Origin of the sequence: Lysinibacillus fusiformis, assembly GCF_002845985.1 — a bacterium.
Taxonomy (GTDB): domain Bacteria; phylum Bacillota; class Bacilli; order Bacillales_A; family Planococcaceae; genus Lysinibacillus; species Lysinibacillus fusiformis_D.
Genome location: NZ_PDFK01000002.1, coordinates 399,100 through 420,538, shown reverse-complemented (window position 1 = coordinate 420,538; position 21,439 = coordinate 399,100). Strand labels below are relative to the sequence as shown.

The following is a 21,439-nucleotide window of genomic DNA, read 5'->3' as shown; positions in this document are numbered from 1 at the left end:
ATAAAGGATACCTTAAAACGGAGGTATCCTTTTTGTGCTTTAAAAGATTAGTATAGATGAATCTTAATGTATGCATAAATATTCTATATGGCGAATTTTTGTCACATTTAAAGTCTCGTGCTTACTAATTGAAATAAATTATAAAAATTCAGTTGATTTTATATTTATGCATGATATACTAATTTCAACAGCAACGATGTAAGGAGCGAAGGCGATGAAATTACTCGAAGAAGTACAGTTGAAGTTAGTATCTAGTTTAAAAGGAAAAGATCTTCTAACATTGCTAGACTATACAAGTCAAGAGGTTCAAGAACTGATTGAACTAGCAACACAGCTAAAAATGATTACAAAAGAGGGAAAATGTCCAAGATTATTAGAAGGTAAAACACTTGGCATGATTTTTGAAAAACATTCAACTCGTACACGTATTTCATTTGAAGTTGGCATGAATCAATTAGGTGGGAAAAGTATGTTTATGCATGCGCGCGATTTGCAAATTGGTCGTGGTGAATCGATTTATGATACAGCACATGTATTATCTGGTTATTTAGATGGGATTATGATTCGTGCAAATTCTCACGCGATGGTCAAGGAGCTTGCAGAGCATGCAGCTATTCCAGTCATCAATGGACTAACGGATATTTATCATCCTTGTCAGGCATTAGCGGATTTAGAAACGATTGCAGAAAATAAAGGCTTTTTAAAAGGGCTTAAAATTGCCTATGTAGGCGATGGCAATAATGTAGCGCACTCACTAGTCGTAGCTTCTGCACATGTCGGCATGAATGTCGCTGTGGCAACACCAGCTGGGTATGAGTGTGATGCGCAAGTAATCGCCAAAGCACAGGCGATTGCATCGGCAAATGGCAGTACGATTACGATCACAAATGATCCTGTTGAAGCTGTGTTAAATGCAGATGTGGTTTATGCAGATGTTTGGACATCCATGGGTCAAGAGGAAGAAGCGGCTAAACGTTTACAAGACTTTGCTGGTTATCAAATTAATGATGAGCTAGTTGCCTACGCAAAACCAAATTATATGTTCTTGCATTGCTTACCAGCACATCGTGAGGAAGAGGTGGCAACATCAGTTATTGATGGACCTAATTCTTATATCTTTGAACAAGCCGAAAATAGACTACATGCACAAAAAGCCGTACTGGCATCGATTCTTGCTTAAATTTGGACATATGCTTCTCGAGTTGAGAAGTACGATAAAAAGAGTTTACTTGCGCAGCAGAGGATGTTCAAGTGAATAACATAACAGTGGTAGCGCAGACAGAGGGCTGTAAACCACGCGCGATGTTTGTTGTCAAGATGGATGGCAACATCGCTACATAGTAAAGTAACCCAGGAGACGCTAGGTTACTTTCATGTTGTTGAAAAAAGGTGATATCAATAGCAGAAAAACCAACTTTGCAAGGTGAGAGGTTGATGTCCGTTCCGCCAGCGTCCTTTCCAGGGGGCGTCCGATGAGCCGCTTCACTCACTGCGTTCGCTCCAGGGTCTCCTCTGTGACGCTAAATCCCCTAGGAGTGACGCTGGCTCCACTCCAATCAACCATTCTGCAAAAGTGTCTTTTCCTGAACAAAATAGCCCATTATTTATATTATTAAGAAAGGATAGCCTCTTACTTTCAATGTGGAGAAGTGATGTGTGCCAACACCCCTCCATAAAAGAGTAGTGAATACCTTCACTTTTTTGCTAAAAAGTTAACATTTTATTTTATGGATTGGAGTGGAAGGCTACTTGACTCCCGTGGGAATAGCGAGACGGGCGAGCCCCTGCACGGAGGAAGCGGCTCGCCGCTCGCCCACAGGAAAGCAAGTAGCCTGCAACGGAAATCCTTTTTCACCTTTCACATAAATTCTATGGATGGTTTTGTTTTTCAACACTATGAAAGTAACCTAGGAGACGCTAGGTTACTTTTTCTTTTGATAAAAATTAAAAACATAGTTTTCCAATAAATTATAGAGAATATAAAGAATTATTTATATAATAGGATAAATAAGTATGAAGGGGTGAACTTCTCGTGAATATAGACCATATCGAGGCATTTTTATATGTTGTCCATTACAAAAGTACCCATAAGGCAGCCAATGCGTTGTTTCTCTCACAGCCGACTGTGACAGCACGAATCAAATCGTTAGAGCGGGAGCTTGGTGTTGAATTGTTTTACCGAGATGGGCGAAGTGTGAGCGTATCGGAGAAAGGAAAAGACTTTATACCGTTTGCTACACAAATTGTCCAAACGTTTCAGCAAGGAAAGAAGCAATTAGAGGAAACACAGGAAACAGATGAAGTATGTATTGGGGCAAATGGGGTGACAGCACAGTATTTCTTAGCCTATGCATTGCCGAAATGGAAAGAACAATTTCCTTATTTGCGATTTCAACTAATTACAGGTTCAACTACGATGATTTTAGAAAAGTTACAAAGCCATCAAATTCATCTAGGTCTTATTCAATATGTGCATCGAGATGGCATCAGTAATGAGCTATTATTAAACAATGCGGTGAAACTTGTGAAACATCGTGATCATTTATTACAACAACGTGAACGCATGCAAGCAAAGGAGTTAGCCCAACAGAAAATGGTGTTTTTTGAATGTGGAGCGTTTGATTGGAATTATGTGCATAAAATGTTTGAGATAGAGGGCGTGACAGCCAATATTGAAGTACGTACGGATCATTTAGAAGTTGCTAAGGAATTTATTCGGACAAAGAACTATATTAGCTTTTTACCACATCTTTGCGTCAAAAAGGAGCTCGAAAGCGGTGAATTTGTAGAGATAGACGTCAAGCATTTATTGGATATGAATCAACACATATTTTTAACCTATAAAGATAAAGAGGTGTTGACGACAGCCTTTTGGCAGACAATCTGTGAGACCGCTAAGCAATTTGAAAGCATGCAAGAAAGGCATTGATTAAATATTTTTTCAGAACTTAAAATTTTTTCTATTACGTAGCCTATTGCATATTGTCTAAAGGAACTGTAATATCATTCTCAATCCAAATTTATTTATGAATTAGCATAAATAAAAAATTTTTAAACAAAAACATACTTAACCACTAAGTTTAGTAAATAATAAGGATTGAGGAGGAATTGACATGGCTAGACAGGATAAAATTCGATTTGGGGCCATCATTCATGGAGTGGGGGGCAATATTTCTAGTTGGCGTCATCCAAAGGTAGCGAGTAATCAAAGTGTAAGCTTGCCTTTTTATATTCAGCAGGCTCAGAAGGCAGAGCAAGGGAAATTTGATGTAGCATTTATTGCAGATGGTTTATTTATTAATGAAAAATCCATCCCTCATTTTTTAAACCGCTTTGAGCCGATTACAATTTTATCAGCATTGGCTGTAGCGACGAAGAATATTGGCTTAGTTGGAACCGTTTCAACTTCCTATAGCGAACCATTTACAGTGGCAAGACAATTTGCTTCATTAGATCATATTAGTGCGGGGCGTGCAGGCTGGAATGTAGTAACTACTCCATTAGAAAGTACTGCTTTGAACTACAATAAAACAATCGACCAACATCCTAACCATGCAGAGCGTTATCAAATTGCGGAAGAATATTTAGAGGTTGTCAAAGGCTTATGGGATTCTTGGGATGATGATGCATTTATTGCTGACGTTGACAATGATCAATTTTTTGATCCAGAAAAATTACACATTTTACATCATAAAGGGACCTATTTTTCAGTTCAAGGTCCACTCAATATTGGACGGTCAAAACAAGGTCAGCCTGTTATTTTCCAAGCTGGGTCATCAGATGCAGGCATTCGATTGGCTGCCAAGGATGCAGATGCTATTTTTACACATGGTGCATCAATTGAAGAGGCGCAAACATTTTACAGAAGAGTAAAAACAGAGGTGGCAGCATTTGGGCGTAATCCAGATGAAGTAAAAATCTTCCCAGGAATTTCACCTATTATTGGCGATACAGTGGAGGAAGCAGAGGCAAAATATCAAGAAATCGTTGAACTAGTTTCCATAGACCGTGCACTTGCTTATCTTGGGCGTTATTTCGACCATCATGATTTTACTCAGTATGATGTGAATGCTCCGTTTCCTGAACTAGGTGACATTGGAGCCAATAGCTTTAGAAGTACAACTGATTATATTAAACGATATGCTAAACAAGAGGGTCTTACATTACGTCAGGTTGCTTTACGTGAAGCTACACCTAAAACAGCCTTTTTTGGGACAGCTGAGCAGGTAGCGGATCTTGTACAGAAATGGTTTGAAAAGGAAGCGGCAGATGGCTTCATCATTGGTGTGACAGTGCCTGGTGCTCTTGAAGATTTTGTGGATAAGGTCGTGCCTATTTTACAAGCAAGAGGACTTTATCGTAAAGACTATGAGGCAGAAACACTGCGCGGGAATTTGGGATTACCATTCAAAGAAAGTCGCTATGTCACACAGTCTGTCTAAAAACCTAGTAAATTTATTAGAATAAAAGAAATTAGGAGGCATTGGATGAGCTATACATTAGGCATATTAGATCAAAGTCCGATTATCGAGGGTGCAACAAACGAACAAACTTTGCAAAAAACAGTGGCACTTGCACAAAAAGCGGAGCAGTTAGGTTACTCACGTTTTTGGGTGTCGGAGCACCATCATACAGAAACATTAGCAGGTTCCTCGCCAGAAGTATTAGTTTCCTATTTATTGGCAAAGACAAAGTCCATTCATATCGGGTCAGGTGGTGTGATGCTACAACATTACAGCCCATACAAGGTGGCAGAAAACTTCCATGTACTGGCAGCGTTGGAGCCAGGACGAGTGGATTTAGGTATTGGAAAAGCACCAGGTGGTTTACCTCTTTCCACAAAGGCATTACAATATGGCACGCTCAATCAAGGGGACGATTTTGAAGATAGACTAACATTTTTACAGCAATTAATTGAGCAATCAATACCAAAAGAGCACGAATTATATGGTATACAAGCAACGCCGATTCCGAAGATAAAGCCAACATTATTTTTACTCGGTGCTAGCCCAGAAAGTGCTGCTCTTGCAGGAAAACTCGGCATTGCATTTGTCTTTGCTCGATTTATTAATAGTGACAATGATGTATTAGCGCAAGCAGCACGTATCTATCGTGAGTATAATGCCAGTGGCCACTTCGCCATATCAATCGCAGCCATTGCAGCTCCAACCAAAAAGGAAGCAAAGGAATTGATTGGGGATCAAAAAATTACGAAGGTGCATTTAGCGAGTGGTAGAACACTGACATTACAATCCATAGAGCTAGCTGAAAAATTTGGTCAAGAGTCTGGAGAGGCGTATACAGTCAAACAATATGAGGCAGATATTGTCTATGGATCGCCTAAGGATATTAAAGCAATATTAGATGATTTTCATGTTCAATATCAGGTAGATGAATTCATTTTGCATACTCCTGTATTGAAGGAGTTTGAACGTAAACGCTCATTCGAACTATTAAGTCCAGTTAATTTACAGCTACAGCAAAAAGTGGCAGTCAGCTAAGGAGGTCATCATCATGACAAAAAATGTAGAGATAATTGTTTGGTCGAAACAAGGTTGTAGTTATTGCGAGGATATAAAAGCGTATTTACAGGAACAACGAATAGCATACAAAACGGTGGATGTCACGTCGAATGATACGTTCCGCGACATCCTTGAAATAAAATATGGTGTTCGATATGTACCTGTTGTAGAAATTGGATCAAGTGAAACGGGTATCTATCAAGCTGTAACAGAAATAGGTTTAGAACACCTGCAGAAGGCACTTGCTGTGAGCTTACCCTCACATGCATAACAGAAGGAATGAGGGATTTTATGAAAAAAATATCGTTTTATCTACTATTTGTACTAGCGGCACTATTAACAGCCTGCGTAAGCTCAGAAAAATCAGATGGAGATGCGAGTGCCCAAAATACAGCACAGGGTGGGAAAGATGTTCAAAAAATCATTGTAGGTACGGGGACACAGTTTCCAAACATCTGCTTTTTAGATGATAAAGGCAATTTAACGGGCTATGACGTGGAGCTTGTTCGAGCAATTGATGAGAAGCTACCAGAATATGAATTTGAGTTTAAAACAATGGAATTTTCCAATTTATTACTAAGTTTAGAGACAGGGAAAATTGATTTTATTGCCCATCAAATGGAAGTCAATAGTGAACGACAGGAGAAGTTTTTATTCAATAAAGAGCCGTATAATGTCTTCCCATTAAAGGTGACAGTGAATGAGAAAAATAAAGAAATTCAATCCGTTGAGGATTTGAAAGGGAAGAATATCAGTGTTTCACCAACGAGTAACTCCGCTGTTTTTATTGAAAAATATAATAAAGAGCATAATTTAGGAGCGAATATCGTCTATTCTTCTGGTTCAGTAGATGTCAATAATCAACTGGCTACTGGTCGTATTGATGCCATTATTACAACACCGTTCGCAGTCAGATACTATAACGAGAGCAATGAAGCACAACAAAAGGTTGTAGGTGACGCATTATTAAATTCAAAAGTATACTTTTTACTCAATAAAAATGAAGTGACATTACAGGAGCGCTTAGATGAAGCTATCGTTGAATTAAAGAAAGAGGGAGTGGTAAGTGAACTTAGTAAAAAATGGTTAGGTGATGATTACACAGTAGACTTCTAATGACAGGAAAGGAAGGCGGAAGTATGGAAAATAACTTTGATGTCATGCTCATTGCGAAGATCATTCCAACATTGCTTCAATATTTACCAGTAACATTTGAAATACTACTATTCTCCATACTTTTTGGTATGGTACTAGGGATTGTGCTAGCCATACCGAAGCTACTTCACATACCCGTATTGAAGCAGATCATCACGGTCTATATATCCTTTATTCGTGGAACCCCTATTTTAGTGCAGTTGTTCTTAGTATTTTACGGCATACCTGCATTGCTAAAATTGATTCATATTGATGTTACTCGCATGGATGCGATGTATTTTGTCATTATTACCTACACACTAAGCAATGCGGCAGCCTTTGCCGAAATATTTCGTGCTGCTATTTTAACCGTTGACCGAGGACAAATGGAGGCTGCCTATTCAGTAGGCTTAAATGGAACACAGGCTTTTATGCGCATTGTTTTCCCACAGGCAATTCGTGTTGCTTTTCCAAATATAGCAAACACGATGATTAGTTCATTAAAAGATACATCACTAGCGTTCTCTATTGGCGTAATGGATATGGTTGGACGTGGAGAAACCTTGATTGCTTCAACGACACGAGCGTTTGAAATCTATGTAGCATTGTCTATTGTTTACTATATTATCGTGATCGTGCTGGAAAAACTATTTAAGTTCAATGAACGCTATTTTAATCGTTATATGCCAAAGGAATTGGCTTCACAATAGGGGGAATATAGTATGACCATTGATCTGGCTTTTATAGTAGAAGCCTTACGAGAAATTAGTAAAGTAATACCTTTAACCTTATTCATGACCATTACACCTGTATTATTAGGTATTGTTATAGGGATAATCGTCGCTTTTGTTCGCATTAAACAAATAAAATTTATTGCGCCTATACTTAATTTTTATGTCTCTTTTTTTAGAGGCACGCCCATTATTATGCATATCATGCTCGTTTATTTTGGCTTGCCAATGCTAGTGGATATGATGGCAAGTACTTTACAGTTAAAGATACAATCAAGCACCATTCCTATATTATTTTTTGTCATACTCGCCTTAACACTTAGTGCGGGAGCTTATGCTTCTGAAATTATTCGCTCAGGAATATTAAGTGTACCGAAAGGACAATTAGAAGCAGCCTATGCGATTGGTTTAACATTTACTCAAGCGATGCGACGTTATATTTTACCGCAAGCATTTGGGCAGTCTATTCCGAATTTGACAAACGTCTTTATTGGCTTTTTACATGCCACATCCTTAGCATTTTTTCTATCTATTAAAGAGTTGACTGGTGCTGCGAATATCGTTGCTTCTGTGAATTTAAAGTTTTTAGAGTCATTTATTGCTGTGGGAATCATTTATTGGGGAATATCAATTGTGGCAGAATGGATCTCACATCGCATTGAAAAAAGAGTAACCGCCTATCGTAAGGGTGGCTTTTCATCATAGAAAGGGGAAACTAGCATGACAGTAGCTGACATTGTGATTGAACATTTACAAGAGGAAGATTATGAACGCTATCTTGAGGTTTTAGTCGAGAGCTATGAGCAATACGAAAAAGACTATCAGGACCCTGAACATTGGCAGTCATATTTAAGTGATATCCGTGCTTCAGTCGGCAATCCGAACGCAGAAACAATTCTTGTAGCAAAGCGTGGTGAGGAGATAGTAGGAGGGCTACAAATATTTACTGATGCGGAAAAAGCATATGGCTTGCCAGAGCTGAATATTCAATCTACGATCGTACGCTTGTTAGGCGTACATCCGAAAGGGAGAGGGCAAGGGGTCGCTAAGAAATTATTACACGAAAGTTTTGCCTTTGCCAGAAAGAGACAGGATAAGGCTCTTTATTTACATTCAGGTGATATCATGCAGGCTGCTATTAATCTTTATTTATCTCTAGGCTTTGTACGAGACGAGTCAAAGGAATTTTATAAGGGCGACATTTTAGTCAAGAGCTTCCGCTATGATTTATAAACATAAACCCGCTGATGACATAGTCATTCAGCGGGTTTATCGTTAGTTATAGGGTGAAAATTTTTCCTGGATTCATAATGTTATATGGATCGAGTGCTGCTTTTATACTTTTCATGACAGCTAAAGAGGTACCGTGCTCAGTAGCTTGATATTTCATTTTGCCAATGCCAACACCATGTTCACCTGTACATGTACCACCCCGAAGTAAAGCATATTGAACAATCTGTTCATTGAAGCGATCTGCTTTTGCCTGCTCCTCTATGTCATTAGGATTTAACATTAGTAGTGCATGGAAATTTCCATCGCCCACATGTCCGACAATCCCGCCTGCAAGACCAATATGATCGAGCTGCTCACGCGCATACAAAATGGTTTCTGCAAGCATGGAGATTGGTACACAGACATCTGTTGACATAAGCTTTTTCCCAGGGTAAGCATGAATATACGCATAGGCTAAGGAATGACGTGCTTCCCAAAGCTTGTTACGTGCCGCATTATCTTGTTCAAATTCAACGGATAGACAGCCGAAGTCCTCAAAAATTTCTGTAGCAAATGCTATATCTGCATGCATACCTGCTTCATTTCCGTGAAATTCTAAAAATAATGTTGGTTTTTCGCTATAGGAAGTATCGTTATAGATATTGGCTTGTTTCATAGAGGCTTCATCAACTAATTCCACTCGGCCGATTGAAATGCCTACCTGTAATAAAGCAGTGACGGCACAGACAGCATCGCCTACTGTATCAAAAAATGCGCGTCCTGCTGTTACAAATTCAGGTATACCGTAGACTTTCAATATTAACTCTGTAAAGCAGCCAAGTGTCCCTTCTGAGCCTACAAATAGACCGTTGAGATGATAACCAGAAGAGGACTTCGCAGCTAAATTACCAGTATGGATGACGGAGCCGTCTGCAAGTACAACCTCTAAATCACGAACTTGATCCCGCATAACACCGTAACGTACTGCGGTTGTACCACTAGCATTCGTTGCTGCCATGCCACCTAATGTTGCATCTGCACCTGGATCTACTGTGAATTGTAGACCGTGCTTTTTTAATTCCTTATTTAATTGAGAACGTGTGACCCCAGGCTGTACTTTTACAAGAAGGTCATCAGGTCGAACTTCTAAAATAGCATTCATTTCAGAGAAGTCGATGGAAATACCATGTGCAATAGGAATTGCATTTCCTTCTAGGCTGGAGCCAACACCAAATGGTACAACTGGTACACGTTGTGCATGTGCAATTTTTAAAACGGCACTGACATCTGCTGTGGAGCGTGGAAAAACAACGATATCAGGTAGGCTCACCGCATGATGAGATTCATCCTTCCCATGTAGCTGTCGTACCGTTTCGTTTGTTGACACTTGTTCTTCTAATAACACCTGTTTGAGTTGATTGACAAGTAATTCTACTGCAACAGTCATTCCAATCCCTCCAAATTTTCTGATAAATAAAACTTTATCACGCATTTATTGGAAATGGAATGCACTGTGCATTAAAAATCAGTTTGCAAATATTTTTTCTAGTTTTTGAACGAATTCATCTTGTTCAGATGGACTTGATTGCTTCCACCAATTTTCGAAAAACACCCCAAGCCCTGGCAGTAAATGTTCTTCTCCACGGTTAATGGCATCTTCCACAATATCTTTAAATTCTGCTGCAGATTGACCATGAACATTTGCAGTAATGGCATCTCTTATTTGAAAATTCATCTATTTCGCCTCCTTAGTAGTAATTTGTCCAATCATCGTTTAAATATGTATGAAATGCCAAAGAAAAATATATGATTTTTACAATAAATTGCTGAGATTATGTATAAATAGGACAGGGGTTTTAGTCATTCTCAACGATGAAATGATGAAAATGTGTACTCGCTTTCAATAAACGCCAGGGACTAAGATAGTATCACCTAGGAATATTGGACTGTGCATAGTCGACAGGAAGAGTAAAATGTCTATTCAGAACGAGCAAAAGCTTTCACCAACACAATCCTTTGAAGAAATATTAGAATGTGTGCAACCAATGATTACCGTTATTCTTAAGCAACTTCATATCTATAAGGAGTTTGATTATTATCGTCATATTGCTTCCATTGCTGTATGGAGGGCATGGCTAAAAGCAGATCCAGCAAAAGGACAATTTTCCGCTTATATATATTCATCGATCAAAGGAGAGATTTTAAATGAATTATCAAAGGAAAAAAGCTATAAAGAGCGAATAACAGTCGTTGATGATGAAACACTCGATTATGTTCGTAGTGAGTTCAAAGGAGGGGAGAATCAAAAAAATTCTATTGACCTTGAAAGTATTTTGACCCAGTTAAAGCAGATAGAAAGAAAAATACTACTCCTTTATTATGTAGAAGGCTACAATGATCAAGAAATAGCCAAAGTACTAGGTTTATCTGTCGCTGCTAGTAAAAAAAGACGGGCTAGAATCTTCCAGAGGCTAAGTAACCAAGTTTTTGAAGTGGAATGAAGTACTAAAATATCAAAAGTATGCTAATATTGAAATAAAATGAATATTAGCATACTTGATATGAATGCATACAAATTCAGATAAAAGTGTTATGATTTGTAAGAAGTCAAAGAAATATACAATTCTAAGTGTATTATTTAATATAGTTAGTTAGAATTTCCTAGTCAATGTTTAGATAGTTGTATGGAGGGTTTGTAGTGGAGAAATGGTTTAATCAAATAGAGAAAAAAGAGGTTTGGTACATAATATTGCCGTTATTACTTGTCATACCATTATTAAGCTTTAGCAATCAAATGTATGGTGTATTCCAGGGTGACATTTATCAAAATTTAAAATTGGTGATCCAAGTTTTAATCATTGTTTTTACAATGGCTATTGCGATCCAATCTTATTTAGTATTTTCACACTTATTATCCAATCAAACTTTATACATAGGGAACATTTTTTTTATAATTGCATTACTTGAATTAGTTAGCTTGTTCTTTAGTCAATCTACTGAATGGGGCTATATGGACGAGTCAATACATATATTAATGCGTGTGTATCTATCCATTGGATTTCTACTGATTATTTTATTCAAAAGACAACAATTATCAATGAACTATCGGTTGTTTACATATGGTAGTTCTTTGCTATTCGTTATAGTCAGTATTTCTCTAGTGTATATGGTATCCAACATATTGTCAGAACAATTGCTAGTGTATATTGATAATATGGTACACCTTTTTGCTATAATTCTTCAAATTATAACCATTGTGATAGTAAGTAGGTATCTAAAAAAAATGCCGAAGCGATCGATGTGGTTAATCAGTGCAGCCATCTCGCTTATTGTAAGTGATGTCTTTTTTATTTTTAGTCAAGATCAAAATGCGATATGGGATTTCTCGGCATTAATTTATCAATTTTTAGCCTTTTACTTTTTCTTAAAGGCGATTTATTATACATCTGTGGAAAAGCCGTTTCAACAATTATTAAAAATTAAAAAGGATCTTGAACAATCTCAAGAAGAGCTGCGATTTCAGGCCTATCACGATGATATAACACTACTGCCAAATGAGCATTTATTACTAAAGACGTTAAAGGAAAATTTACATGATAATCAAGTGCAGAAGGCCATCATTGCCATAGAAATTGACCGTTTTGCAGCCATTCGCTCCTCTATCGGGATAAGTAATTCTAATAAAATGATGAAGCTTGTCGCAGAGCGCATTCAAGCGATTGTACCTCCTCATTATTTTGCAACGAAGCTGCGAGAGGGTCAATTTGTTATTTATATTAATCATGTAAAGACGGTTGAAGAATTATTACAATTTTGCTTAAATCTCAAAAGTGCCATGAAAGACCCTTTGCAGGTACAATTATTTTCATTAAATGGCAACTTGAATATGGGCATTGCCCTCTATGAGGATAAATGGACGGGCGAAGAGCTATTGATGCATGCCCAATTAGCAATGAGAGAGGCTAGACAAATACCCCAAAGATTTCTTTTTTATAAGCCTTATATGTCAAAAGACATTGCAGATCGAATTTTGTTAGAGCAAGACTTACATAATGCATTAGCCAATAATGAGTTTTATTTAGATTATCAGCCACAGGTAAATTTAAAGACGGGCACAATTGAATCCGTCGAAGCATTGGCCCGCTGGCGGCATCCGACGCGTGGCTTTGTACCACCAGATGTATTTATTCCCATTGCCGAAGAGTGTGGGCTTATTATCCCATTAGGTAAATGGATATTAGAAACAGCTTGTATGCAAGCGAAAACATGGGAAAAACAAGGGTTACCCCCGATGAAGGTGGCAGTGAATTTGTCACTTGGGCAATTATTTCAGCAGGATTTAGTAGAAATGGTGGAAGAAATTTTACAACGCACAAAATTGACGCCTAAATATCTACAATTAGAAATTACGGAAAGTATGACGATGAATATTGATCAAATGACACAGCTATTACATGAATTAAAGGCATTAGGCATTCAAATTGCTGTAGATGATTTTGGAACAGGCTATTCATCTTTATCCTATTTAAAGGATTTTCCCATTGATTGTTTAAAAATCGACCGTACTTTTGTAAGAAATGTGCCGCATAATCCAAACGATGAAGCACTTGTTTCCATGATTATTTCGATGGCTAAACATTTGCGTTTAAAGGTTGTTGCAGAAGGTATTGAAGAAGTGGAACAACTATCATTTCTGATGGATGGCGGTTGTGATTATATTCAAGGCTATCTATTTAGTAAGCCAATCTCACCTCAGCAAATTTCAGAAACTTATACGGAGTTACACCACCATATAGATGAAGTGTTAACACAGCTTCAATATATTGAGGATTATATTATTTAAATAAAAAAAGAACCTGCTTATTGACTATGCAAATAAGCAGGTTCTATCTGTTTAATGAACGAGATATTCTTCCTTTAATTCGGAAATAGCTACTTCAGATCGCTCCTCTAAAGAGCGGCGAAGGTGAACAGTCGCTGTTTTCTCATCATTGTGGAGTTGGTCGATCCAGACGGAAACGCCATTATAGCTCACTTCATATTCTGACGGTGAGGCAACAATTTCTTGTGCACGTTGAAAATTCAACGGAAGCCCCCCTTATTTTTTTTGTTTATTTTTGTTTTGTGTGACTGAATTAATGAGCTCCATAAACTCTTGAGAAAATTCTTCACTCACCTTATTTGGTGCGATTTTTTGGTTTTTTGGTGTTTGAGGTAATGAAGCTTTATTATTGCTTTGACCTTGTTTATTGTCTCTTCCCATGTGAGTTGCTCCTTTCCTGTTGATATAGGTTAATATGGCTTCAAACAGCATTTTTTATCCCGACATCACAGGTAGTAAGTCGTTACTTCACATGGGAAAAAGTTGCATAGCTCTTTATTTTTTGAGAACAATAACGAGCACTACGGTTTTTTAATGGAAAAATGATTGCTTAATAAAACCCAATTTTGAGGGAACGGGAAACCTAATGCCCAATAACTAATACCTCGAAGGTTATAGTGTTTGACCATATCAAATTTCGCCTGTGCACTTCTTGCATCTTCAAACCATACCTCATGATGCCTTCCTTGCTCATCGACATACTGATAAAAAGGAGATTGTGCAGTCGGGTCAAATTGTATTGTTGCTCCGTACTTGATGGCTCTATTAAGCGCCTCCTGCGGACTAAACGTTTCTGCTTCCTGTCCTTTGACATGAGGTAAGAGCCAATCACGCGCATACAGCTCAAAGCCCAATAGAATCTTATCGGCTGGAATTTCAGTTAAGGCATATTCCACAACTCTTCGCATTTCATTAATAGGGGAAATGGCTTGTGGAGGGCCAAGTCGATATCCCCATTCATACGTCATTAATACTACAAAATCTGCAATTCTCCCATGTGCTTCGTAATCATGTGCTTCATACAATGTGCCAGTTTGCGTAGCACTTGTTTTTGGTGCAAGGGCAGTTGACACTAAATAGCCCTTTGGATGAAGCATATCAGCGGCTAATTGTATAAAAGCATTGAAATTTTCACGATCTGCTGGCAAAACATTTTCAAAATCGATATTCAATACTTGGTAGCCTTTATCTTGCATCACTTGTAAAACATTATTCATGACTTTTTTTCGTAGGTCAGCATCGGACAAGACGACATGTGCTAAATTAGAGCCTTCCTCTGTAGCAGTAAAATTAGCGAGCGTTAACATAGGGATGATGTTTTTAGCCTTTGCAGCTGCTATCATACTTTCATCGCTGATGGGCTGTAATGTACCGTCTTCTTTCATTTTATAAGCAAAGGGACTAAAGTACGTTAAAAGATGACCAACGGCATTAATTGAATCAATCGCTTCTTCAAACGGCTGATAGGAATAAGCATTGACTTCAATCATCGGTAATTCTCTTGGGATGATTAAATTAGTTCCTACATATAGCATATTAGGATTGTTTATTTGATTTTCCACCACAATGACTTGAACGGTCGTACCGTAGCGCTGAGCTATTTGCCATAATGTTTCTCCTGGCTGCACGATATGGATGATGGGGGGAATTATTAATTTCGTTCCTGGTGTTAACATATCAGGATTTGTTAGATGATTTTCTGAAATGATGGACTGTAAAGGAACACTAAAACGTTGTGCAATTGACCATAACGTGTCCCCACTTTGAACAGTATAAATGGTATAAGGAGAAGGAATAACTAGTGATTGCCCGATAGCTAATTGATCGGGTGTAGCTAATGCATTTAATAGACTGATCGATTGAACAGGTACAGCATAATGATTGGCTATTTGCCATAATGTTTCGCCAGCACTCACTACATGAATAAGCATAGAATACCTCCTACATGATGTTATTAGTGCATCATATGTTTCAAAGGTGAAAATGAGTATTTTCATGTGAGTCTAGTAAATTGGTTGAAACTTCAAATTCTTTGATAAGTTTCATGGGGAGAAAGGTGCTTGTTGTTGAAAAAGGTGAGGGGCACGGGGACGGCAGAGCCCTTCTCCTTATGTATTTTAAATATCGATCATTTTAAAAACGTTCATGATATAGAGGGTCATTAAGTGGGAGATGATGTCCTGTTCAATTAGCACAGCTACTGCAGCATCGAGTGCGTGTAAAAGACAATGTTGCTCGTTACGGCGATGAGGAATTTATCAGCATCTTACCAGTGAACGAAATAGCTGTGGCAAAAGCAATTGGAGAACAATTAAGACAAACTGTTAAGCAGGATAATTGGCCGACAGGACGTATTACGCTCAGTAGAGGGATTGCTACAATAACAGCTGGGAATACAGACATGCCTTTCATAAAAAAAGCAGATGAAGCACTGTATGTATTGAAAGCGTATGGATGCAACCGAGTTACTCATTATCATGAGATGAAATGAATGTCTTTATTTTTCGGCTAATAATTTTTGGATAGAAGGTAGATCTGCTGGAGCGAATGGAAGTTCGAGCAATTGCTTGCGAGGAACCCATTTTGCTTCAGCATGTTCTAGTATTTTGGGTACGCCTTTCACAATCGTTGCCTTATATGTTTCTAAGTGAACGAAAAATGTGTCGTATTCATGAAGGGTTACTGCGACTCGATCACCTACTTGAATCATACAGTCAAATTCCTCAAAAATTTCACGATAAAGCGCCTGCGCAGGTGTTTCGCCGTGTTCTATCTTCACACCAGGAAACTCCCAGTAATTTGCTAGTACCATATGTGGATTTCTTAAAGCACAGAAAATTTCTTGCTGCTCATTTTCTATAATGACACCAACGACATGTATCGTTTTTTTCATTTATATTCAGCTGCCTTGACTTAGTATGCTGTGTCTAATTATAGCATGTCTATATTGTTCTTTACTGAACGACTGTAGAAAATAATAGTTTTCTCACATAACTATGAAATTTGCCATTTGCTAAGGTATAATAGTGGTCAATATATAGGAAAAAGGCGGTAAGAGGTAGCATATGAAGAGAATTGAATCTACGCAAAATGCGTTAGTGAAATATTGGAAAAAGTTAGCGACAACAAGAAAAGAGCGTGAACGATCAGGTGAATTTCTAATAGAGGGTTTTCATCTTGTGGAGGAAGCTTTAAAAAATAAAGAGCAAGTATTACAAATTATTGTACGTGAAGGTATTGATTTGCCAATGTTATGGCCGATTGATGATGTTGCTATTGTAGAAGTAACAGCAGCAGTAACAAAGGAATTCGCAGAAACAGAAACTTCTCAAGGCGTGTTTGCTGTATGTAAACAGCCAATTTTAGAGGATGAAGTGAAGGCCACTTGGCGTAAAGTGCTATTAATTGATGCAGTCCAAGATCCTGGTAATATTGGAACAATGATACGCACTGCCGATGCAGCAGGATTAGATGCCGTGATTTTAGGAAAAGGCTGTGCAGATGCCTACAATCCTAAAACATTACGCGCAGCTCAAGGCTCCCATTTCCATATCCCAGTAGTACGCGGAGACTTAGCAGAATGGGTAGACTTGCTACAAAATCAAGGTGTACCTGTCTTTGGTACTGCTTTGGATGAGGAGGCAGTGCCATATAGTGACATTCAGCATTCGGGTGCATTTGCTATTATTATGGGGAATGAAGGAAGTGGCATCCAGCCACAGCTATTAGCGATGACAGATCAAAATATGATTATTCCACTTTTTGGACAAGCTGAATCATTAAACGTAGCAGTTGCAACAGGTATTGTTTTATATGGCTTTGTGAAATAATTGACAGATCCTTGTGGGATTCAGGTAGTTGTCTCTTGATTTGCTACTATTCGTTATTGTATAATTTATTCTAAAATGTATGTTTAAATAATAAATGCTTTGATCGGGAAGTAGTAAAGATTGTGAATGGACGACAGGGAGCGTAAGGCCGGAGATTGAGAGCCGACGCCGTACCAATGCAATTTTGAATTCAGCCCGTGAGCAGCTACCGGGACCAGCGTGATGCTGTAAAGGTGTGCCGGCTTCATCAAGTCGTTATGTCAATGAAGTGATTGTAAGTTTTTGGCTTGCAATAACTAGGGTGGTACCGCGAATATGTCCTCGTCCCTTTTTAGGGGCGAGTTTTTTTTATGCCTAAAATGCAGGCATTTATTTTCTAAGGAGGTTTTAACATGGAAGAGCAATTAAAACAATTAGAGCAAGAAGCTCTTGCTAAAATTGAAGCAGCAGCAAATTTAAAAGAATTGAATGAAGTGCGTGTTGCATATCTAGGGAAAAAAGGACCTATCACAGATTTACTAAAAGGGATGGGGAAATTATCAGCTGAAGAACGTCCGAAAATGGGGGCTTTAGTGAATAATGTTCGTGAAAATGTAACAGCAGTACTAGAAACAAAGGTGGTTGTTCTAGAGGAAGCAGCGATTGCTGAAAAATTAGCAAGTGAGTCGATTGATGTCACTTTACCAGGTCGTGAAGTGAAAGTAGGAAATCGCCATCCGTTAACACGCGTCATTGAAGAAATTGAAGATTTATTTATCGGAATGGGCTATGAAATTGCTGAAGGTCCTGAAGTAGAAAAGGACTACTATAACTTTGAAGCATTAAATTTACCAAAAGGACACCCAGCACGTGATATGCAAGATTCGTTCTATATTTCCGAGGAAATATTGCTACGTACGCATACTTCGCCAGTACAGGCTCGTACGATGGAAGCAAAAAAGGGTGAATCTATTCGCATCATTTGTCCAGGTAAAGTATTCCGTCGCGATAATGATGATGCAACACATTCCCATCAATTTATGCAAATTGAAGGTTTAGTCATTGGCGAGAATATTCGTATGAGTGATCTAAAAGGAACATTAGATACTTTAGCGAAAAAAATGTTTGGTGCAGACCGCGAAATTCGACTTCGTCCGAGCTTCTTCCCATTCACAGAGCCATCAGTAGAAATGGATATTTCTTGTTTCAAATGTGGTGGCGCTGGTTGTAATGTATGTAAGAGCACAGGTTGGATTGAGATTCTAGGCGCAGGTATGGTGCATCCAAATGTATTAGAAATGGCTGGCTATGATCCGAAGAAAGTTTCTGGCTTCGCTTTCGGTATTGGTGCAGAACGTATTGCGATGTTGAAATATGGTGTTGACGATATTCGTCATTTCTATACAAGTGACACTCGTTTCTTATCACAATTCGAGCGAACAGAAGCGTAAGGGGGATAAAACATGTTAGTATCATTAGAATGGTTAAAAGATTATGTCAATACACAGGACTTAGCGCCTGAGCTATTAGCTGAAAAAATTACACGCTCTGGTATCGAAGTAGATGCAGTTATTGATCGTGCAAACGCTATGGATAAAGTAGTGGTTGGCTATGTAGTGTCTAAAGAGAAACATCCAGAAGCTGATAAGTTAAATATTTGTCAAGTTGATGTTGGAGAAGCAGAGCCACAACAAATTATTTGTGGTGCACCAAATGTAGATGCTGGTCAAAAAGTCATTGTTGCTCGTCCCGGTGCACATTTACCAGGTGGCATTAAAATAAAAAAAGCAAAACTTCGTGGTCATGAATCAAACGGTATGATTTGCTCATTGCAAGAACTTGGAATCGAAGGCAAGCTTGTTCCTAAAGCATATTCAGAAGGAATCTACGTATTACCGTCAGATGCAGAAGTTGGCTCTGATGCACTGGCTATTTTAGGCTTACGTGATACAGTGCTAGAGCTAGGCTTAACACCAAATCGCTCAGATGCTCTTTCTATGCTTGGTGTAGCCTATGAAGTAGGTGCCATCCTTACTGAGGAAATTAAGTATCCAGAGATTGCATATAAAACGGCTAATGAAAAAGCACAGGATTTATTAAAGCTACGTGTGGAAGATTTACAAGCAAATCCGATGTATGTCGCAAAAGTGGTGAAAAACGTAAAAATTGGTGAGTCACCAATGTGGTTACAAAATCGTTTAATGGCAGCGGGTGTACGCCCTCACAATAATGTCGTGGATGTAACCAACTATGTGTTAATGGAATATGGTCAACCATTGCATGCTTTCGACTATGATAGCCTAGCAACAGGTGAAATCGTCGTTCGTAAAGCAAAAGAAGGTGAGAAAATCACAACACTGGATGACCAAGAACGAACTTTAAAAGCTTCTGATTTAGTCATTACGAATGGAAAAGAACCAGTGGCGATTGCTGGCGTAATGGGTGGTGCCAATTCAGAGGTAACAGACGCAACAACGACTGTTGTCATTGAATCAGCTTATTTTGATGGTTTAACAGTACGCCAAACATCTCGTCACCTTGGTCTACGTTCAGATGCATCGGCTCGTTTTGAAAAAGGGGTAGACCCAAATCGTGTCTTACCAGCCGCTGAACGTGCTGCCGCATTGCTTGCTGAATTAGCTGGCGGTGAAGTATTAGAGGGTACATGTCTAGTAGATGAGTTAGATAAAACAGCAGCGCGAGTAGTCGTTTCTCCAGATTTTATTAATGAGCGTTTAGGGATGAAGATTGCATTGGAAGATATGCTTTCGATTTTAGAGCGTCTAAAATTTGGTGTAGAGGCAGCAAATGGTTTACTAATGATTGATGCACCAACACGCCGCCAAGATATTAAAATCGAAGAGGATATTGTAGAGGAAATTGCTCGTCTTTACGGTTATGATGAAATCCCTATGACATTGCCAGAGGGGGCAACACAAGTAGGCAATCTAACACCATACCAAGCTAATCGCCGTGTTGTTCGTCATTATTTGGAAGGGGCTGGCCTCTACCAAGCTGTAACATATTCATTAACATCTGATGCATTGTCACAACGTTTTGCCTTAAAAGCAGAGCCAGTAACTAAATTGTTAATGCCAATGAGTGAGGAGCGCTCTACATTACGTCAAAGCCTTATTCCACACTTAATCGAAGCGGCTGCGTATAATGTGGCTCGCCAGGCTGAGGGTGTTGCTTTATATGAAATTGGTTCTGTGTTCCTTGGTCAATCAGATGAAGGGCAACCTTACGAAGAAGAGCATGTAGCAGCGGTACTAACAGGTAAATGGCTAGATCATGCTTGGCAAGGTGAGAAAAAAACAGTAGATTTCTTTGTGCTAAAAGGTATTATCGAAGGTGTAATCGGTAAACTTGGCTTAGAAAATCGCATGACATTTGTGAAAGCACAAGTGGATGGATTACATCCAGGACGTACGGCTAGCATCTTATTAGATGGCGAGCAAGTCGGTATTATTGGTGGACTCCATCCTGCAGAGCAAAAAGCATGGGGAGTCAAAGACACATATGTTATGGAAATGAATTTAGTTGCCCTATTAAATGCAAATGCACAAGAAGCCCCACTTGCATATACATCAGTGCCTCGTTTCCCAGTCATGTCTCGTGATATCGCGCTCATTATGGACCGTGCAACAACAGCAGGTGAAGTTGTCGAAGCTATCAGCGCAGCTGGCGTGAAATTATTAAAAGACGTTCGCATATTCGACGTTTATGAAGGGGAAAAAATGGAGCTAGGTAAAAAATCCGTTGCATTTTCTCTCACATACTTCGATCCAGAACGTACTTTAACGGACGAAGAAGTAGTAGCCGCACACAATAAAGTGTTAAAAGCTATTGCTACGATTGCAGGTACAGAAGTACGCTAATCTATTTGAAAAAAGACTGTCTTTTTGAGGCAGTCTTTTTTTACTTGGGGAATTTAGCTAAGGGGGAGGATCAGCGCAAGCAGAAAGGCACTCTCAAAGAGGCTCAAAGCGTTCACTCCGAGAAGGTAGTTGCTCAAAGTAGTCCAAGTCGCTCTCAATCGAATTAAAAGCGTTCTCGTACAATTGGAATCTAGCAAGATTACTATTTTTCAAAAGAACCTAGATATGGGAACTACCCATAAGACTCCCCCTGCTACTTAAAAGAACA

Annotated in this window: 21 protein-coding genes; 15 read left to right on the top strand and 6 right to left on the bottom strand. The window is 38.7% G+C overall.

Annotated elements, in window-relative coordinates:
• Positions 1-214 precede the first annotated feature (214 nt).
• The 9 genes from argF to CRI88_RS08060 all read left to right on the top strand — a co-directional run bounded on the left by argF (position 215) and on the right by CRI88_RS08060 (position 8,620).
• Positions 215-1,180 carry an ornithine carbamoyltransferase gene (argF, locus tag CRI88_RS08105; RefSeq protein ID WP_036121573.1) on the top strand — a complete coding sequence of 322 codons (966 nt, stop codon included), beginning with the start codon at positions 215-217 and terminating at the stop codon, positions 1,178-1,180.
• Between the two features lie 852 nt (positions 1,181-2,032).
• Entirely contained in the window at positions 2,033-2,929 is an 897-nt protein-coding gene (locus tag CRI88_RS08095; protein WP_036128277.1) for a LysR family transcriptional regulator, read from the top strand.
• 184 nt (positions 2,930-3,113) lie between these two features.
• Positions 3,114-4,442: an LLM class flavin-dependent oxidoreductase gene (locus CRI88_RS08090; protein WP_036128276.1), complete on the top strand. Its 1,329-nt coding sequence runs from the start codon at positions 3,114-3,116 to the stop codon at positions 4,440-4,442.
• 45 nt (positions 4,443-4,487) lie between these two features.
• Positions 4,488-5,501 carry an LLM class flavin-dependent oxidoreductase gene (locus CRI88_RS08085; RefSeq protein WP_089934422.1) on the top strand — a complete coding sequence of 338 codons (1,014 nt, stop codon included), beginning with the start codon at positions 4,488-4,490 and terminating at the stop codon, positions 5,499-5,501.
• A 13-nt stretch (positions 5,502-5,514) separates the two neighbouring features.
• Positions 5,515-5,793: a glutaredoxin family protein gene (locus CRI88_RS08080; RefSeq protein ID WP_036128274.1), complete on the top strand. Its 279-nt coding sequence runs from the start codon at positions 5,515-5,517 to the stop codon at positions 5,791-5,793.
• A 20-nt stretch (positions 5,794-5,813) separates the two neighbouring features.
• Complete coding sequence (locus tag CRI88_RS08075; RefSeq protein ID WP_089934420.1) at positions 5,814-6,638, top strand: transporter substrate-binding domain-containing protein; 825 nt, start codon at positions 5,814-5,816, stop codon at positions 6,636-6,638.
• Positions 6,639-6,661: 23 nt separating this feature from the next.
• Complete coding sequence (locus tag CRI88_RS08070) at positions 6,662-7,366, top strand: amino acid ABC transporter permease (RefSeq protein WP_036128280.1); 705 nt, start codon at positions 6,662-6,664, stop codon at positions 7,364-7,366.
• A 12-nt stretch (positions 7,367-7,378) separates the two neighbouring features.
• Positions 7,379-8,092: an amino acid ABC transporter permease gene (locus CRI88_RS08065; protein ID WP_036128272.1), complete on the top strand. Its 714-nt coding sequence runs from the start codon at positions 7,379-7,381 to the stop codon at positions 8,090-8,092.
• 15 nt (positions 8,093-8,107) lie between these two features.
• Complete coding sequence (locus CRI88_RS08060; protein WP_036128271.1) at positions 8,108-8,620, top strand: GNAT family N-acetyltransferase; 513 nt, start codon at positions 8,108-8,110, stop codon at positions 8,618-8,620.
• A 46-nt stretch (positions 8,621-8,666) separates the two neighbouring features.
• Here CRI88_RS08060 and CRI88_RS08055 read toward each other — a convergent pair whose 3' ends face one another.
• Together CRI88_RS08055 and sspI are read right to left on the bottom strand one after the other, a co-directional pair.
• The gene (locus CRI88_RS08055; protein WP_089934418.1) at positions 8,667-10,046 is read right to left on the bottom strand and encodes an FAD-binding oxidoreductase; all 1,380 of its coding nucleotides are present in this window, start codon (positions 10,044-10,046) and stop codon (positions 8,667-8,669) included.
• 78 nt (positions 10,047-10,124) lie between these two features.
• On the bottom strand, positions 10,125-10,334 hold the full coding sequence (sspI, locus tag CRI88_RS08050; protein WP_036128269.1) for a small acid-soluble spore protein SspI: 210 nt from the start codon (positions 10,332-10,334) through the stop codon (positions 10,125-10,127).
• Positions 10,335-10,572: 238 nt separating this feature from the next.
• Between sspI and CRI88_RS08045 the strand changes: the two genes are divergently transcribed.
• Entirely contained in the window at positions 10,573-11,100 is a 528-nt protein-coding gene (locus tag CRI88_RS08045; protein ID WP_036128268.1) for an RNA polymerase sigma factor, read from the top strand.
• A 197-nt stretch (positions 11,101-11,297) separates the two neighbouring features.
• Positions 11,298-13,442, top strand: coding sequence for a bifunctional diguanylate cyclase/phosphodiesterase (locus tag CRI88_RS08040; RefSeq protein WP_244504879.1), 2,145 nt, complete (start codon positions 11,298-11,300; stop codon positions 13,440-13,442).
• Between the two features lie 51 nt (positions 13,443-13,493).
• Here the strand turns inward: CRI88_RS08040 and CRI88_RS08035 are convergent, their stop codons facing one another.
• The 3 genes from CRI88_RS08035 to CRI88_RS08030 form a co-directional block, all read right to left on the bottom strand.
• Positions 13,494-13,685 carry an H-type small acid-soluble spore protein gene (locus CRI88_RS08035; protein WP_036128267.1) on the bottom strand — a complete coding sequence of 64 codons (192 nt, stop codon included), beginning with the start codon at positions 13,683-13,685 and terminating at the stop codon, positions 13,494-13,496.
• Between the two features lie 12 nt (positions 13,686-13,697).
• Positions 13,698-13,862, bottom strand: a complete 165-nt coding sequence (locus CRI88_RS22315) for a YfhD family protein (protein WP_139149533.1) — start codon at positions 13,860-13,862, stop codon at positions 13,698-13,700.
• A 140-nt stretch (positions 13,863-14,002) separates the two neighbouring features.
• Entirely contained in the window at positions 14,003-15,412 is a 1,410-nt protein-coding gene (locus tag CRI88_RS08030) for a glycoside hydrolase family 18 protein (protein ID WP_089934416.1), read from the bottom strand.
• 281 nt (positions 15,413-15,693) lie between these two features.
• Here CRI88_RS08030 and CRI88_RS22775 point away from each other — a divergent pair, with 281 nt between their 5' ends.
• The gene (locus CRI88_RS22775; protein ID WP_244504880.1) at positions 15,694-15,972 is read left to right on the top strand and encodes a diguanylate cyclase; all 279 of its coding nucleotides are present in this window, start codon (positions 15,694-15,696) and stop codon (positions 15,970-15,972) included.
• Positions 15,973-15,978: 6 nt separating this feature from the next.
• Here CRI88_RS22775 and CRI88_RS08020 read toward each other — a convergent pair whose 3' ends face one another.
• On the bottom strand, positions 15,979-16,374 hold the full coding sequence (locus CRI88_RS08020) for a (deoxy)nucleoside triphosphate pyrophosphohydrolase (RefSeq protein WP_058844331.1): 396 nt from the start codon (positions 16,372-16,374) through the stop codon (positions 15,979-15,981).
• 172 nt (positions 16,375-16,546) lie between these two features.
• On the opposite strand from CRI88_RS08020, the gene CRI88_RS08015 reads away from it, so the two are divergent.
• The 3 genes from CRI88_RS08015 to pheT all read left to right on the top strand — a co-directional run bounded on the left by CRI88_RS08015 (position 16,547) and on the right by pheT (position 21,171).
• On the top strand, positions 16,547-17,311 hold the full coding sequence (locus tag CRI88_RS08015) for a TrmH family RNA methyltransferase (protein WP_058844332.1): 765 nt from the start codon (positions 16,547-16,549) through the stop codon (positions 17,309-17,311).
• Between the two features lie 392 nt (positions 17,312-17,703).
• Positions 17,704-18,741, top strand: a complete 1,038-nt coding sequence (pheS, locus tag CRI88_RS08010) for a phenylalanine--tRNA ligase subunit alpha (protein WP_036128260.1) — start codon at positions 17,704-17,706, stop codon at positions 18,739-18,741.
• Positions 18,742-18,753: 12 nt separating this feature from the next.
• On the top strand, positions 18,754-21,171 hold the full coding sequence (pheT, locus tag CRI88_RS08005) for a phenylalanine--tRNA ligase subunit beta (RefSeq protein WP_089934415.1): 2,418 nt from the start codon (positions 18,754-18,756) through the stop codon (positions 21,169-21,171).
• Positions 21,172-21,439: the final 268 nt, after the last annotated feature.